This is a genomic window from Pseudomonas kuykendallii, assembly GCF_900106975.1.
GTDB lineage: Bacteria > Pseudomonadota > Gammaproteobacteria > Pseudomonadales > Pseudomonadaceae > Pseudomonas_O > Pseudomonas_O kuykendallii.
In genome coordinates, this window is sequence record NZ_FNNU01000008.1 from 12,544 (window position 1) to 26,750 (window position 14,207).

Below are 14,207 nucleotides of genomic sequence, written 5' to 3' on the forward strand. Positions count from 1 at the left end.
ATTCTTGCGGATGAACGCGAAAACGTAGGGTGGGTTAGCGGCACCGCGGAGCCGAGGGCTTACCTCGAATCATCGCCCGCGTAACCCACCAGACGGAGTCGAGTGCCCCGGCCTTGCGCCTGGCGATCAGCGCTTTTCGGCGTCTTCCGGCATGCGCCGGAACCAGGTCGAGAGCAGTGCGCCGGAGATGTTGTGCCAGACGCTGAACAGCGCGCTGGGCACCGCCGCCAGGGGCGAGAAATGCGCGCTGGCCAGGGCCGCGCCGAGGCCGGAGTTCTGCATGCCGACTTCCAGCGCCAGCGACTTGCGCTGCGCCAGCGGCAGGCCGAACAGGCGCGCGGTGAAGTAGCCGAGGAGGAAGCCGAAGCCGTTGTGGAGGATCACCACGGCCATGATCAGCAGGCCGGATTCGGCGATCTTCGCCTGGCTGGCGGCGACCACGGCGGCGACGATGATCACGATGCTGACCACCGAAACCAGCGGCAGCACCTCCTCGACGTGGCGCACGCGCGGACCGAGCAGGCGCTGGGCGATCACCCCAAGGGCGATCGGCAACAGAACCACCTGCAGGATCGACCAGAACAGCGCGGCGAAGGACACCGGCAGCCAGGCCGAGGCCAGCAGCCAGATCAGCGCCGGCGTCAGCAGCGGGGCGAGCAGGGTGGTGACGGCGGCGATCGCCACCGACAGCGCCAGGTCGCCGCGCGACAGCCAGGTCATCACGTTGGACGCGGTGCCGCTCGGGCAGCAGCCGACCAGGATCACCCCGACGGCGATTTCCGCCGGCAGCCGCAGCAGCGCGCAGAGCAGCCAGGCCATGCCCGGCATGATCACGAAATGCGCCACTACGCCGAGCAGCACGCGCCACGGGTGGCGCGCGACCTCGGCGAAGTCCGCGGCCTTGAGCGTCAGGCCCATGCCGAACATCACCAGCCCGAGCAGCGGCACGATGGCCACCGCGAGCGGCTTGAAGGCGTCAGGGAAGAAGAACGCCAGCAGGGCGAACGCCAGCACCCAGAGGGCGAAGCTGTTGCCGACGAAGCGGCTGAGGGCGGCAAGGGCACGCATCTGGAAGCCTCGGAACCTTCTTGTTATGGGCAGTCACCGGGCGCGAGGCACCCGGTGAACGGGCAGGTCAGACCGCCTGGGGCAGTTCTTCGCCGCCGAGGGCTTCGAACAGCTGCGGCAGGAAATCCACCAGGGTCAGCATCATCAGGGTGAAGCTGGCGTCGAGCTGGCCGAGGGCTTCGTCGCCACCGTCCTGTTCGGCCTGATCCTGCAGCAAGGCTTCGAAACGCAGGCGCTTGATCACCATCTTGTCGTCGAGGACGAACGACAGCTTGTCCTGCCAGGCCAGGGACAGCTGGGTCACCAGCTTGCCGGAGGACAGGTGCAGCTGGATCTCGTCGCTGGTCAGGTCCTGGCGCTTGCAGCGCACCACGCCGCCGTCTTCCTCGGTGTCGCGCAGCTCGCACTCGTCGAGCACGTAGAAGTCGGTGGCGGCTTCCTGGGTCTTGACCCATTCGGTCATGGTGGCGGTCGGTGCGACCTTCACGCTCAGCGGGCGCAGCGGCAGCGAACCGAGCACTTCGCGCAGGGTGGAGAGCAGGTCTTCGGCGCGTTTCGGGCTGGCGGCGTCCACCAGGATCAGGCCCTGCTTGGGCGCGATGGCGGCGAAGGTGGCGGATTTGCGGATGAAGGCGCGCGGCAGGAAGGCCTGGACGATCTCGTCCTTGATCTGGTCGCGTTCCTTTTTGTAGACCTTGCGCATCTGCTCGGCTTCGATCTCGTCGACCTTGTCCTTCAGCGCGTCCTTGACCACCGAACCCGGCAGGATGCGTTCTTCCTTGCGCGCGGCGACCAGCAGGAAGTCCTGGCTGACGTGGACCAGCGGCGCATCATCGCCCTTGCCGAACGGCGGGATGAAACCGTAGGTGGCGATTTCCTGGCTGGCGCAGGGGCGTGCGAGTTTTTCCGCGAGGGCGGTTTCCAGGGTTTCGGCGTCGAGGGAAATATCCTGGGTGAGGCGATAGACGAGCAGGTTGCGGAACCACATGGCAGGGAGTCTCTCCAGACGCAAAACGCCCATTATTCCGTTCCGCGCGGTTCAGGCCAAGCACAAAGGTAATTGTCCGCCTGCCGGTTCCGGGGAAATCCCCGGTGGCAGCCGGCTCCCCGAACGCCGGGTGAAGAGCTCCAGGGAGGAAACTCGCCCGTCGCCGGCCGTTTTGCTAAGCCATTGGAAAAGAAGCAAAAAAAAATTACTGAAAGGACTTGCCAAGGTAGGGATGCCTCTCTAGAATGCGCCCCACTTCGAGAGCAAGGGTGATTAGCTCAGCTGGGAGAGCATCTGCCTTACAAGCAGAGGGTCGGCGGTTCGATCCCGTCATCACCCACCACTCGAGGTAATGCGCAGCGGTAGTTCAGTCGGTTAGAATACCGGCCTGTCACGCCGGGGGTCGCGGGTTCGAGTCCCGTCCGCTGCGCCATATTCGCTTCAAGGCCCACTGAACACCTTGAAGCTACGAGAAAGCGGCCATTGGCCGCTTTTCTCGTTTCTGCCTTGCGCAAACTCCTTTCTTATCGCGCCGGCCTCGTCGGCCGGCGCTTCGTTACCTGCGTTCTTTCCGGCGTTCGCGTTCGTGGCTGGCCTGCCAGCGCATGCGCTGTTGCAGGTATGGATCATCGGCGAACGGCAGCTGCGTCGCCTCGTCGATGTCTTCGGCGCTGCGGCCGCGCAGGCTGAGCTGCACGGCCAGGTAGAACAGCGTCAGTACCGCCAGGCTCCACAGCCATTCCGTCATGGTTGCTCCTCAGGCCGAATGGGCGAAGGCGTCGACCCGCTCGGGCGATGCGCCGCGCACGGTACGCCAGACGTTGTAGGCCATCAGCAGCATGCCGCTAAGGAAGAACAGCCCGCCGGCCATGCGCACGATAAAGCCCGGATGGCTGGCCTGCAGCGCCTCGACGAAGGAGTAGGTGAGGGTGCCGTCCTCGTTCACCGCGCGCCACATCAGGCCCTGGGTGATGCCGTTGACCCACATCGAGGCGATGTAGAGCACCGTGCCGATGGTGGCCAGCCAGAAGTGCAGGTTGATCAGCGCCGTGCTGTGCATGCCGTCGCGGCCGTAGACCCGCGGGATCAGGTGATACAGCGAGCCGAAGGTGATCATCGCCACCCAGCCGAGTGCGCCGGCATGCACGTGGCCGATGGTCCAGTCGGTGTAGTGGGAGAGGGCGTTGACGGTCTTGATCGCCATCATCGGGCCTTCGAAGGTGGACATCCCGTAGAACGCCAGCGACACCACGAGGAAGCGCAGGATCGGGTCGGTGCGCAACTTATGCCAGGAGCCGGAGAGCGTCATCATCCCGTTGATCATGCCGCCCCAGCTCGGCGCCAGGAGGATGATCGACATCGCCATCCCCAGGCTCTGCGCCCAGTCCGGCAACGCGGTGTAGTGAAGGTGGTGCGGGCCGGCCCAGATGTACAGGCTGATCAGCGCCCAGAAATGCACGATGGACAGCCGGTACGAGTACACCGGGCGGCCGGTCTGCTTGGGGACGAAGTAATACATCATCCCGAGGAAACCGGTGGTGAGGAAGAAACCCACCGCGTTGTGCCCGTACCACCACTGCACCATCGCGTCGGTGGCGCCGGCGTAGAGCGAGTAGGACTTGAACGCGCTCACCGGAATCGCCGCGTGGTTGACGATGTGCAGCATCGCGATGACCAGGATGAAGGCGCCGAAGAACCAGTTGCCGACGTACAGGTGCGGCGTGGTGCGGCGCACCAGGGTGGTGAAGAAGACCACCGCGTAGGCGACCCAGACGATGGCCATCCACACCGCGCCGGTGAACTCGATTTCGGCGTATTCCTTGGTGGTGGTCAGGCCCTGCGGCAGCGTGACCAGCAGGATCACGATCACCGCCTGCCAGCCCCAGAAGGTGAAGCTCGCCAGGCCGTCGGAAAACAGCCGCACCTGGCAGGTGCGCTGTACTGCGTAGTAGCTCGCGGCGAACTGCGCGCTGCCGGCGAAGCCGAAGATCACCAGGCTGGTGTGCAGCGGACGCAGGCGGCCGAAGCTCAGCCACGGCGTATCGAAATTCAGCTCTGGCCAGACCAGCTGCGAGGCGATGAAAACGCCCAGCGCCATGCCGAGCACGCCCCAGACGACTGTCGCCACGGCGAACTGGCGGACGACCTTGTAGTTGTAGGCCTGTGGGGCGGATGTGGCGGCATGCATGGCGGGACCTTTCTGCGAGCTGGCCTCTCGGGGCCGATGGGGCGCCAATGTAGAAAGATCGCGGCCGGCTAAACAGACTCAGATAAATCATCGAAATACGGATCAGATAGTTGGGCGAAAGTGGCTGTTGGGATGGATCGACCAAATTGATTCGGCTCGGCAGAGCGGCACTATCAATTTTCATCTGATCCGCTTTTTTCAAGTTTATCTGCCGCTGTTTTATCGTTCACCGGCGCAGGCATAGTCACGCTCCCACCGCCCGGGGTCGTGCAGCCGTTCTGCCGGCGTCGCGTGCGGTGCGCGCAGCGAGGATGCTCAGGATGTACCTGTACGACGACTATGACCGGGCGCTGGTCCACGAACGCGTGGCGCAGTTTCGCGACCAGGTGGCGCGCCGCCTCGAGGGCGAGCTGAGCGAGGAGGAGTTTCTCCCGCTGCGCCTGCAGAACGGCCTGTACCTGCAGAAGCACGCCTACATGCTGCGGGTGGCGATTCCCTACGGCACGCTGTCGGCCACGCAGCTGCGCACGCTGGCGCTGATTGCCCGGCGTTACGACCGTGGCTACGGGCACTTCACCACGCGGCAAAACATCCAGTTCAACTGGATCGAGCTGGCGCAGACGCCGGACATCCTGCAGCACCTCGCCGAAGTCGACATGCACGCCATCCAGACCTCCGGTAACTGCGTGCGCAACATCACCACCGAGGCTTTCGCCGGCGTCGCCGCCGACGAGATCATCGACCCGCGCCCGCTGGCGGAAATCCTTCGCCAGTGGTCGACGGTCAACCCCGAATTCCTCTTCCTGCCGCGCAAGTTCAAGATCGCGCTGTGCTCGTCGCTGGAGGATCGCGCGGCGATCCGCATGCACGACATCGGCTTCTACGTCTATCGCGGCGCCGACGGCGAAATGCTCCTGCGGGTGATGGTCGGTGGCGGTCTCGGACGCACCCCGATCCTCAGCCAGCCGATCCGCGAGGCGCTGCCCTGGCGTCACCTGCTGTCCTACGTCGAAGCGGTGCTGCGGGTCTACAACCGCCACGGCCGGCGCGACAACAAGTACAAGGCGCGGATCAAGATCCTGGTCAAGGCGCTGGGCATCGAGGCGTTCGCCGAGGAAGTCGAGCGCGAGTGGCAGCAGATCAAGGACGGCCCGGCCGAGCTGACCGACGCCGAGTACCAGCGCGTCGCACGCTCGTTCCGCGCGCCGGAGTACGAGTCGCTGGGCAGCGTCGACCTCGCCTTCGGCACGCAACTGGCCAGCGACCCGGCCTTCGCCCGCTGGGTCGAGCACAACGTCCGCCCGCACAAGGTGCCGGGTTACGCGTCCGTGGTGCTGTCGACCAAGCCCGGCGCGGCGGCGCCGCCGGGGGATGTCTACGCCGCGCAGATGGACGCCGTGGCGGACTGGTCGGAGCGCTTCGGCTTCGCTGAAATCCGCATCGCCCACGAGCAGAACCTGGTGTTGCCCGACGTGCGCAAGCGCGACCTGCACGCGCTCTGGCAGCTGGCGCGCGAAGCGGGCCTGGCGACGCCCAACGTCGGCTTGCTCAGCGACGTGATCGCTTGTCCGGGTGGCGACTACTGCTCGCTGGCCAACGCCAAGTCGATCCCCGTGGCGCAGGCGATCCAGAAGCGTTTCGAGGACCTCGACTACCTGCACGACATCGGCGAGATCAGCCTGAACATCTCCGGCTGCATGAACGCCTGCGGCCACCATCACATCGGCATCCTCGGCGTCGACAAGAACGGCAGCGAGTGGTACCAAGTCACCCTCGGCGGCGCCCAGGGTCGTGACGCCGCGCTGGGCAAGGTGATCGGCCCGTCGTTCGACGCGGCGGACATTCCCGAGGTGATCGAGAAGGTCGTCGGCACCTACCTCGCCTACCGCGAGAGCGAAGAGCGTTTCGTCGATACTCTGGAGCGCATCGGTCTGGAGCCGTTCAAGGAATGCGTCTACCGGCAACGGGCGGTGCCGGCATGAACAACCTGATCCGGCTGATCGACGGCCAACCCCGCGTGAGCGACGACGATCCCTGGCACCTGCTGCGCGAAAGCCCGGCGACGCGGCCTGCCGGCCGGCTGATCCTGCCGCTGGCCGACTGGCGCGCGGCGCAGGACGAGGCGGTGCTGCGGGGCGAGCGCTTCAGCCTGCAGGGCCTGTGGCTGGCGCCGGACGACGAGGTCGAGGTGCTGCAGCCCTGGCTGGCGGTGCTACCGCTGATCGCCATAGACTTCCCCAGCTTCCGCGACGGACGCGGCTACAGTCAGGCGTACCTGTTGCGCACGCGCCTGGGCTGGAGCGGCGAACTGCGCGCGATCGGCGATGTGCTGCGCGACCAGCTCGCGCACATGCGCCAGTGCGGTTTCGACGCCTTCGCCGTGCGCGAGGACAAGTCGGCGCAGGATGCACTCAAGGGACTGGCCGGGATGAGCGTGCTCTACGGCCGTTCCGCCATCGAACCCCGGCCGTTGTTCCGCCGCCGCGATTGAGGATTGCCCCATGCTGCTAAGAGGCCTGACCTGGCTGGTGCTGCTGCAACTGCTCGGCAGTGCGCTGAATGCGCTGCTGTTGCCGGCGCTGCCGGGGCCGATCATCGGCATGTTGCTGCTGTTCGCCCTGCTGTTGCTGCGCGGCGAGGTGGGCGAGCCGCTGAACCAGGCGGCCAGCGGCCTGCTGCTGTACCTGCCGTTGCTGCTGGTGCCGGCCGCGGCGGGAATCGTCGACAGCGGCAGCGTGCTGCTCGGCAACCTGCTGGCGATCTCGGCGGCGCTGGTGATCTCGCTGCTGATCACGGTGCCGTTCTGCGGCTGGCTGATGCAGCGCCTGACGCGGCGCCTGGAGCAGCGCGAGGAATCGCGATGAGCGCCGTCGACTGGTACGCCGCCAGCCGCGCGGTGATCGGCCATCCGCTGTTCTCCCTGGCGCTGACCCTGATCGCCTTCCAGCTGGCCCACGCGTTGTACCGGCGCAGCGGCTGGCTGGTGCTGCAGCCGGTGATGGTCTCGGTGATCCTGGTGGTCGGCGCGTTGCTGGTCTGCGGTATCGACTACGCCGACTACCGCGCCGGCGCCGCGCCGCTGGCGATCCTGGTCGGTCCGGCGACGGTGGCCCTGGCGGTGCCGCTGTACCGCAACCTGCGGCGCATCCGCCTGTTGTTCTGGCCGATCCTGATCACCGTGCTGGTCGGCGGCAGCCTGACGGTGGCGCTGACGCTGGCGATCGCCTGGCTGCTGGGCGCCGACCTGTCGGTGATGATGAGCCTGGCGCCGCGTTCGGCGACCATGCCGATCGCCATGCTGGTGGCCGAGCAACTGGGCGGCAACGCCTCGCTGGCGGCGGTGCTGGTGATGCTCACCGGCGTCGTCGGCACCGCGCTGGGGCCGACGCTGCTGCGCTGGGCGGGCGTCGACCACCCGGCGGCGCGCGGCCTGAGCTACGGCATCAACGCCCACGCCATCGGCACCGCCCGGGCGCTGGAGGAGGGCGAGGAGTGCGGCGCCTTCTCCGCGTTGGCGATGAGCCTGGTGGGCATCCTCATCGCGCTGCTGTTGCCGCTGCTGCGTTTCTATTGATCGGCGCCTCCTGACGGCGCATCGCCCGGGTCGCTGCGCCATACTGGTGCAGACTGGCGGCGCTGGCGCACCGTTGCCGACGGCCAACGCCAGAAATCACGCCGGGTGTGACAACCTGGCACGTATCTTTCTATAGTGATCGCAAAGCAGGGCCTCCGGCCTGTCAGCCTTTGACCCACAAGCGCCTCGATGCGCACAGGTAACGAAGCCTGAACGACTGTCCTCCGACGGTCGTTCAGGTTTTTTTTTGCGGAGCGAAACATGCGCGGCACAGTGACCTTCGGCGCCCTGTTGTCCACCAGCGGCACCTACCGGCACATGGGGCGGAACGCCCTGGCGGGAATCGAACACGCGGTCGACGAGATCAATCGGAGCCAGGCGTTCGATTTCGACCTGCGCCTGCGTCACCTAAACCCCGAGGGACGCCTGGAGCGCTACGCCGAGGCGCTCGGCGAGCTGCATCGCGAAGGCATCCGCCATGTGTTCGGGCCGATCACCTCGGCCAGCCGCAAGGAGCTGATTCCCGACCTCGAACAGCGCGGCACTCTGCTCTGGTACCCGTGCCCCTACGAAGGTTTCGAGAGCAGCGAGAACGTCCTCTACCTCGGCGGTTGCCCGAACCAGACGCTGATCCCGCTGCTGCGCCACGCGTTGCAGGCGTTCGGCAGGCAGGCCTACCTGATCGGCTCGAACTACGTGTGGGGCTGGGAGAGCAACCGCATCGCCCGTGAAGTGCTCGGCGTGGCGCAGGGCGAGGTGCTCGGCGAGAAGTACTTCCACCTGGGCGCCATCCACTTCGCCGAAGTGGTCGAGGCGCTGTTGCAGGCGCCGCCGGCCTTCATCCTCAACAACCTGGTCGGCGACTCGTCGCACGCCTTCCTCCGCCAGCTGGATATCGCCTGCCTGGCCCGCGGCCTGAGCCTGCCGGTGCTGAGCTGCAACCTCACCGAGGGCGAGCTGGTCGGCGTCGGCGAGATGCGCGCGCTGCGCCTGCTCTCCTGCGGGCCGTTCTTCGAGGAGGTCGACCCGGCCTTCAGCCAGCGCCAGCGCCGTTTGCACGGGCTGCACCCGTATTCGCACTACTACGCCTGCGCCTACGCCGCCGTGCACCTGTTCGCGGTGGCCTGCCAGCGTAGCGGCGACGACACCCCGGAGGCGGTCTGCCAGGCGCTCTACGCGGCGCCGGTGGCGACCATCCTCGGCGAGCTGCGGATCTCCGCGCAGAACAACCATGCCTGCCTGCCCAGCTACATCGCCGAACTCAAGGGCAAACGTTTCTCCGTCCTGGAGGCCGAAACCCTGATGCAGGAGGCTGATCCGTACCTCACCGCGACCGATCTCGAACCGTTTCGCGCAGCGCCCGGCACGGCGCAGCGCCCGCACCTGAGGATCATCCGATGAGCCTGAGCAAACGTCCGTCGTTCGGCAGCGCGAGCCTGCTTCTGGTGGATTGCGACGAACGCAGCCTGGCCGCGCTGCAGAAGAGCCTGCAGCGCCTGGGCATCGCCTCGCAGGCGCTGCAGGCCGACGCGCCGCAGGCGCTGGAGCAGGTTCTCGCGCTGGTGGTCGAGCTGGATCATTTCGCCAGCCCGCGCATCGTCGAGCAGGCCAATGCCGCCGGCGTGCCGATCATCGCCCTGACCCAGCACGAGACGCTGTCGCAGATCCAGCGCGCGCTGGAGCTGGGCGCCACTGCAATGCTCAACAAGCCGATCACCCAGGGCTCGGTGTACACCACGCTGATGATGGCCATCGGGCTGCGCCAGCGCCTCGCCGCCGAACAGCAGCGCAGCCGTTCGCTGGCCGAGAAGGTCGCCAGCCGGCGCCTGGTGGCGCAGGCCCTGGCGCGGCTGATGGTCGAGCGGGAGCTGGACGAGAACCGCGCCTACGAACACATCCGCAAGCTGTCCATGGAGCTCAACCGCAGCCTCGAGGACATCTGCGCCGAGCTGGTCGGCGCCGCCGTCGCCAACCGCCACGAGGGGCGTTCATGAGTACGCTGAAAACCCTGCTGCGGCGGCCGTCGGTGGCGATCTCGCTACTGTTCATCGTCGCCGTGGTGCTGCTGGCGATCTTCGCGCCCTGGGCCGCGCCCTTCGATCCGTCCGAACAGTTCATCGAGGGCCTTTCGCTGGAAGGCGCGCCGCTGCCGCCGGACGCCACCTACCGCATGGGCACCGACCTGCTCGGTCGTGACCTGCTTTCGCGGCTGCTCTACGGCGCGCGCACCTCGCTGTTCATCGGTTTGCTGGCGAACGGCATCGCCGTGCTGATCGGCACCCTGGTCGGGCTGACCGCCGGGTTCGTCCGCGGCTGGCTGGGCAGCGTGCTGATGCGCTTCACCGACCTGATGATGGCCTTCCCGGCGCTGCTGCTGGCGATCGCCCTGGCGGCGATCTTCCAGCCCAGCGTGTGGATCGTCGCGCTGGTGATCGCCATGGTGAACTGGGTGCAGATCGCCCGGGTGATCTATTCCGAGACCGTGGCGCTGGCCGCGCGGGACTTCGTCGAGGTCGAGCGCACCCTGGGCGCCAGCCGCCTGCGCATCCTCTTCTCGCACCTGCTGCCGCATCTGCTGCCGACCATCCTGGTCTGGGCCACGCTGGGGATTTCCACCACCGTGCTGCTGGAAGCCACGCTGTCGTTCCTCGGCGTCGGCGTGCAACCGCCCACGCCGAGCTGGGGCAACATCATCTTCGAGAGCCAGACCTACTTCACCTCGGCGCCCTGGCTGGTGCTGTTTCCCGGCGCCGCCATCGTCGCGCTGTCGCTGGCGTTCAACCTGGTCGGCGATGCGCTGCGCGATGCCCTCGACCCGACCCTGAAGGGGAGAAGCTGATGTTCGCCTTCATCGCCCGCCGCGTCGTCTATTCGATCCTGATCCTGCTCGGCGTCACGCTGATCACCTACCTGCTGCTGTTCATGCTGCCGGCCGACCCGGCGCGGCAGATCGCCGGGCGCAGCGCGACGCCGGAGATCGTCGCCAACATCCGCCACCAGCTCGGCCTCGACCTGCCGTTCTACCAGCAGTACTTCCAGTACCTCAAAGGCCTGCTGCACGGTGACCTCGGGCGCTCGTTCATCCAGCGCTCGCAGGTTTCCGAACTGATTGGGGCGAGATTGGTGCCGTCGCTACAGCTGATGGGCCTGGGCATCGCCTTCGAGCTGCTGATCGGCATCGGCCTGGGCATCGTCGCCGCGCTCAAGCGCGACAGCTTCATCGACCGCCTGCTGATGGCCTTCTCCTTCGTCGGCGTGTCCTCGCCGCAGTTCATCGCCGCGATGCTGTTCCTCTACTTCTTCGCCGTGCGCCTGGATTGGTTCCCCATGGGCGGCTATGGCGAGTTCCGCCACATCCTGCTGCCGGCGCTGACCCTGGGCATCCTCGGCAGCGGCTGGTACTCGCGGATGGTGCGCTCCTCGATGATCGAGGTGCTCCACCAGGACTTCATCCGCACCGCGCGGGCCAAGGGTCTGAGCCGGATGCGCGTGGTGTTCCGCCATGTGCTGCCGAACGCCATCGTGCCGGTGATCCCGATGGTCGGCATCGACATCGGCATCTTCATGGGCGGGCTGGTGGTGGTCGAGTCGGTGTTCGGCTGGCCGGGCATCGGCCAGCTCGCCTGGCAGGCGATCCAGCAGGTGGACATCCCGGTGATCGTCGGCGTGACCACGGTGTCCGCGGTGGCCATCGTCCTCGGCAACCTGCTGGCCGACCTGGTGATCCCGCTGGTCGACCCACGAATCGATGTGAAGAAGCACTGAGTTGATTCCGTCTGCCTCGTCTGGCGGGCGTCCTTTTGAACGAGAAGAGAGGCTGCAGCACATGAAACGCAAGGCACTTTCCCTGGCCATCGCCGCCACCCTGTTCGCCGGCAACCTGCTCGCCGCCGAGCCCCAGCATGGCGGCGAAGCGGTCGTCACCTACCAGAACGACGTCGCCACCCTCGACCCGGCCATCGGCTACGACTGGCAGAACTGGTCGATGATCAAGAGCCTCTTCGACCGCCTGATGGACTACAAGCCGGGCACCACCGAACTGGTCCCGGCGCTGGCCGAGAGCTACACGGTTTCCGACGACGGCACCGAGTACACCTTCGTCATGAAGAAGGGCGTGAAATTCCACAACGGCCGCGAGATGAAGGCCGCCGACGTGAAGTACTCGCTGGAGCGCACCGTCAATCCGAAGACCCAGAGCCCGGGCGCCGGCTTCTTCTCCTCCATCGTCGGCTACGAGGACGTCACCGGCGGCAAGAGCGAGACGCTGGCCGGCGTGACCACGCCCGACGACTACACGGTGAAGATCAAGCTGAGCCAGCCCAACGCCACCTTCCTGCACATCATGGCGATCAACTTCGCCTCGGTGGTGCCGAAGGAAGCCGTCGAGAAGTGGGGCGCCGACTTCGGCAAGCACCCGGTCGGCTCCGGCGCCTTCGAGCTACAGGAGTGGAAGCTCGGCCAGCAACTGGTCTTCAAGAAGAACCCCAACTACTACCGCAGCGGCGTGCCCTATCTCGACGGCATCCGCTTCGAGATCGGCCAGGACCCGACCGTCGCGCTGCTGCGCCTGCAGAAGGGCGAAGTGGACATCGCCGGCGACGGCGTACCGCCCGCGCAGTTCCTGCAGTTCAAGAACGACCCGAAACAGAAGGGCCTGGTGGTCACCGGCGACCAGCTGCAGACCGGCTACCTGACGCTGAAGACCACGCTGCCGCCGTTCGACAACCTCAAGGTTCGCCAGGCGGTGAACATGGCGATCAGCAAGGACCGCGTGGTGCGCCTGATCAACGGTCGCGCGAAGCCGGCCAACCAGCCCCTGCCGCCGGCGATGCCTGGCTACGACACCGGCTTCAAGGGTTATCCCTACGACGTCGAGGGCGCGAAGAAGCTGCTCGCCGAGGCCGGTTTCGAGAAGGGCTTCGACACCGAGCTGTACGTGATGAACACCGACCCGCAGCCGCGCATCGCCCAGTCGATCCAGCAGGACCTGGCGAAGATCGGCATCCGCGCGCAGATCAAGTCGCTGGCCCAGGCCAACGTGATCGCCGCCGGCAGCGAGAAGGACCAGGCACCGATGGTCTGGTCCGGCGGCATGGCCTGGATCGCCGACTTCCCGGACCCCTCGAACTTCTACGGGCCGATCCTCGGCTGCGAAGGCGCGGTCTCCGGCGGCTGGAACTGGGCGCTGTACTGCAACAAGGCGCTCGATGCCGAAGCCAAGCGCGCCGACTCGATGGCCAAGCCCGAGCAGCAGGCCGAGCGCATCGCCCTGTGGAGCAAGGTGTTCACCGACGTGATGGCCGACGCGCCCTGGGTGCCGATCTTCAACGAGCAACGCTTCACCGTGCGTTCGGCGCGGATGGGCGGCGACGACGCGCTGTACGTCGACCCGGTGCACGTGCCGGTCAACTACGACTACATCGGGGTGAAGTGAGATGTGCAACAACTGCCTGATCAAGACCATCCACAGCGTGCACAGCCACTTCGGCTGGGACAACGCCTTCGAGCCCGTCGCGCGCGTCGCGCCGGGCAGCGAGCTGCAGTTCGAGTGCCGCGACTCCTCGGCCGGCTACTTCACCCCGCAATCGAAGGTCGACAACGTGGCGAGCATGCCGTTCGACCGGATCAACCCGGTGACCGGGCCGATCTTCGTCGAGGGCGCGCAACCGGGTGACGTGCTCAAGGTGACCATCGACAGCTTCAAGCCCTGCGGCTTCGGCTGGACGGCGAACATCCCCGGTTTCGGGCTGCTCGCCGACCAGTTCACCGAGCCGGCCCTGGCCTTGTGGAACTACGACGCCGAGGGCCTTGCGCCCGCGGCGTTCGGCCAGTTCGCCAAGGTGCCGCTGAAGCCGTTCGCCGGCACCATCGGTGTCGCCCCGGCGGCGCCGGGCCTGCATTCGGTGGTGCCGCCGCGGCGCGTCGGCGGCAACCTGGACATTCGCGACCTGGCCGCCGGCACCACGCTGTACCTGCCGGTGGAAGTGGAGGGCGCGCTGTTCTCCATGGGCGACACCCACGCCGCGCAAGGCGATGGCGAGGTCTGTGGCACGGCCATCGAGTCGGCCATGGACGTGGTGGTCAAGCTCGACCTGATCAAGTCCACGCCGCTGGCGATGCCGCGCTTCAGCACGCCGGGGCCGGTCACCCGGCACCTGGACAGCGCCGGCTACGAAGCCTTCACCGGCATCGGCCCGGACCTCATGGAGGCGGCGCGCCAGGCCGTCGCCGGCACCGTCGACTGGCTCTGCCGCGAACACGGCATGCCGGCCGAACAGGCCTACATGCTCTGCTCGGTGTGCGGCGATCTGCGCATCAGCGAAGTGGTCGACCTGCCGAACTGGGTGGTGTCCTTCTACTTCCCGAAAGTGGTGTTCAACTGAAGGGGC

14 protein-coding genes and 2 tRNA genes are annotated in these 14,207 nt (G+C 66.7%); 12 read left to right on the forward strand and 4 right to left on the reverse strand.

Going from position 1 to position 14,207, the window contains the following annotated elements:
* Positions 1 to 126 precede the first annotated feature (126 nt).
* Together BLV15_RS20195 and rdgC are read right to left on the reverse strand one after the other, a co-directional pair.
* Positions 127 to 1,068, reverse strand: a complete 942-nt coding sequence (locus BLV15_RS20195; protein WP_090231523.1) for a bile acid:sodium symporter family protein — start codon at positions 1,066 to 1,068, stop codon at positions 127 to 129.
* A gap of 67 nt (positions 1,069 to 1,135) precedes the next feature.
* Positions 1,136 to 2,056, reverse strand: coding sequence for a recombination-associated protein RdgC (gene rdgC / locus BLV15_RS20200; protein ID WP_090231524.1), 921 nt, complete (start codon positions 2,054 to 2,056; stop codon positions 1,136 to 1,138).
* Between the two features lie 267 nt (positions 2,057 to 2,323).
* Between rdgC and BLV15_RS20205 the strand changes: the two genes are divergently transcribed.
* Together BLV15_RS20205 and BLV15_RS20210 are read left to right on the forward strand one after the other, a co-directional pair.
* Positions 2,324 to 2,399: transfer RNA gene (locus tag BLV15_RS20205), tRNA-Val, on the forward strand.
* Between the two features lie 13 nt (positions 2,400 to 2,412).
* A tRNA-Asp gene (locus BLV15_RS20210) sits at positions 2,413 to 2,489 on the forward strand.
* 123 nt (positions 2,490 to 2,612) lie between these two features.
* On the opposite strand, the gene BLV15_RS20215 is transcribed toward BLV15_RS20210, so the two are convergent.
* Positions 2,613 to 2,804 (reverse strand): hypothetical protein, encoded by a 192-nt coding sequence (locus BLV15_RS20215; RefSeq protein WP_090231525.1) that lies wholly within the window; start codon positions 2,802 to 2,804, stop codon positions 2,613 to 2,615.
* 9 nt (positions 2,805 to 2,813) lie between these two features.
* The gene (gene ccoN / locus BLV15_RS20220) at positions 2,814 to 4,244 is read right to left on the reverse strand and encodes a cytochrome-c oxidase, cbb3-type subunit I (RefSeq protein ID WP_090231526.1); all 1,431 of its coding nucleotides are present in this window, start codon (positions 4,242 to 4,244) and stop codon (positions 2,814 to 2,816) included.
* A 320-nt stretch (positions 4,245 to 4,564) separates the two neighbouring features.
* Between ccoN and BLV15_RS20225 the strand changes: the two genes are divergently transcribed.
* From BLV15_RS20225 to BLV15_RS20270, 10 genes are all read left to right on the forward strand, one after another.
* Positions 4,565 to 6,226: a nitrite/sulfite reductase gene (locus BLV15_RS20225; RefSeq protein WP_090231527.1), complete on the forward strand. Its 1,662-nt coding sequence runs from the start codon at positions 4,565 to 4,567 to the stop codon at positions 6,224 to 6,226.
* On the forward strand, positions 6,223 to 6,735 hold the full coding sequence (locus tag BLV15_RS20230; protein WP_090231528.1) for a DUF934 domain-containing protein: 513 nt from the start codon (positions 6,223 to 6,225) through the stop codon (positions 6,733 to 6,735). Before BLV15_RS20225 ends, BLV15_RS20230 begins: the two co-directional genes overlap by 4 nt.
* Before the next feature lie 10 nt (positions 6,736 to 6,745).
* A complete protein-coding gene (locus BLV15_RS20235) occupies positions 6,746 to 7,108 on the forward strand; it encodes a CidA/LrgA family protein (RefSeq protein WP_090231529.1) in 363 nt (120 codons plus the stop codon).
* The gene (locus BLV15_RS20240) at positions 7,105 to 7,818 is read left to right on the forward strand and encodes an LrgB family protein (RefSeq protein WP_090231530.1); all 714 of its coding nucleotides are present in this window, start codon (positions 7,105 to 7,107) and stop codon (positions 7,816 to 7,818) included. Before BLV15_RS20235 ends, BLV15_RS20240 begins: the two co-directional genes overlap by 4 nt.
* A gap of 261 nt (positions 7,819 to 8,079) precedes the next feature.
* Positions 8,080 to 9,219: a transporter substrate-binding protein gene (locus BLV15_RS20245; protein WP_090231531.1), complete on the forward strand. Its 1,140-nt coding sequence runs from the start codon at positions 8,080 to 8,082 to the stop codon at positions 9,217 to 9,219.
* The gene (locus tag BLV15_RS20250; RefSeq protein ID WP_090231532.1) at positions 9,216 to 9,812 is read left to right on the forward strand and encodes an ANTAR domain-containing response regulator; all 597 of its coding nucleotides are present in this window, start codon (positions 9,216 to 9,218) and stop codon (positions 9,810 to 9,812) included. Before BLV15_RS20245 ends, BLV15_RS20250 begins: the two co-directional genes overlap by 4 nt.
* Positions 9,809 to 10,657, forward strand: coding sequence for an ABC transporter permease (locus BLV15_RS20255; RefSeq protein WP_090231533.1), 849 nt, complete (start codon positions 9,809 to 9,811; stop codon positions 10,655 to 10,657). The genes BLV15_RS20250 and BLV15_RS20255 overlap by 4 nt, the downstream gene beginning before the upstream one ends.
* Positions 10,657 to 11,583 carry an ABC transporter permease gene (locus BLV15_RS20260; protein ID WP_090231534.1) on the forward strand — a complete coding sequence of 309 codons (927 nt, stop codon included), beginning with the start codon at positions 10,657 to 10,659 and terminating at the stop codon, positions 11,581 to 11,583. The genes BLV15_RS20255 and BLV15_RS20260 overlap by 1 nt, the downstream gene beginning before the upstream one ends.
* Before the next feature lie 61 nt (positions 11,584 to 11,644).
* Complete coding sequence (locus tag BLV15_RS20265; RefSeq protein WP_090231535.1) at positions 11,645 to 13,252, forward strand: ABC transporter substrate-binding protein; 1,608 nt, start codon at positions 11,645 to 11,647, stop codon at positions 13,250 to 13,252.
* Between the two features lies 1 nt (position 13,253).
* Positions 13,254 to 14,201, forward strand: coding sequence for an acetamidase/formamidase family protein (locus BLV15_RS20270; RefSeq protein ID WP_090231536.1), 948 nt, complete (start codon positions 13,254 to 13,256; stop codon positions 14,199 to 14,201).
* Positions 14,202 to 14,207: the final 6 nt, after the last annotated feature.

Coding starts and splice junctions, on each gene's coding strand:
- BLV15_RS20195 (WP_090231523.1), bottom strand. CDS start 1,068: ATGCGTGCCCTTGCCGCCCTCAGCCGCTTCGTCGGCAACAGCTTCGCC.
- rdgC (WP_090231524.1), bottom strand. CDS start 2,056: ATGTGGTTCCGCAACCTGCTCGTCTATCGCCTCACCCAGGATATTTCC.
- BLV15_RS20215 (WP_090231525.1), bottom strand. CDS start 2,804: ATGACGGAATGGCTGTGGAGCCTGGCGGTACTGACGCTGTTCTACCTG.
- ccoN (WP_090231526.1), bottom strand. CDS start 4,244: ATGCATGCCGCCACATCCGCCCCACAGGCCTACAACTACAAGGTCGTC.
- BLV15_RS20225 (WP_090231527.1), top strand. CDS start 4,565: ATGTACCTGTACGACGACTATGACCGGGCGCTGGTCCACGAACGCGTG.
- BLV15_RS20230 (WP_090231528.1), top strand. CDS start 6,223: ATGAACAACCTGATCCGGCTGATCGACGGCCAACCCCGCGTGAGCGAC.
- BLV15_RS20235 (WP_090231529.1), top strand. CDS start 6,746: ATGCTGCTAAGAGGCCTGACCTGGCTGGTGCTGCTGCAACTGCTCGGC.
- BLV15_RS20240 (WP_090231530.1), top strand. CDS start 7,105: ATGAGCGCCGTCGACTGGTACGCCGCCAGCCGCGCGGTGATCGGCCAT.
- BLV15_RS20245 (WP_090231531.1), top strand. CDS start 8,080: ATGCGCGGCACAGTGACCTTCGGCGCCCTGTTGTCCACCAGCGGCACC.
- BLV15_RS20250 (WP_090231532.1), top strand. CDS start 9,216: ATGAGCCTGAGCAAACGTCCGTCGTTCGGCAGCGCGAGCCTGCTTCTG.
- BLV15_RS20255 (WP_090231533.1), top strand. CDS start 9,809: ATGAGTACGCTGAAAACCCTGCTGCGGCGGCCGTCGGTGGCGATCTCG.
- BLV15_RS20260 (WP_090231534.1), top strand. CDS start 10,657: ATGTTCGCCTTCATCGCCCGCCGCGTCGTCTATTCGATCCTGATCCTG.
- BLV15_RS20265 (WP_090231535.1), top strand. CDS start 11,645: ATGAAACGCAAGGCACTTTCCCTGGCCATCGCCGCCACCCTGTTCGCC.
- BLV15_RS20270 (WP_090231536.1), top strand. CDS start 13,254: ATGTGCAACAACTGCCTGATCAAGACCATCCACAGCGTGCACAGCCAC.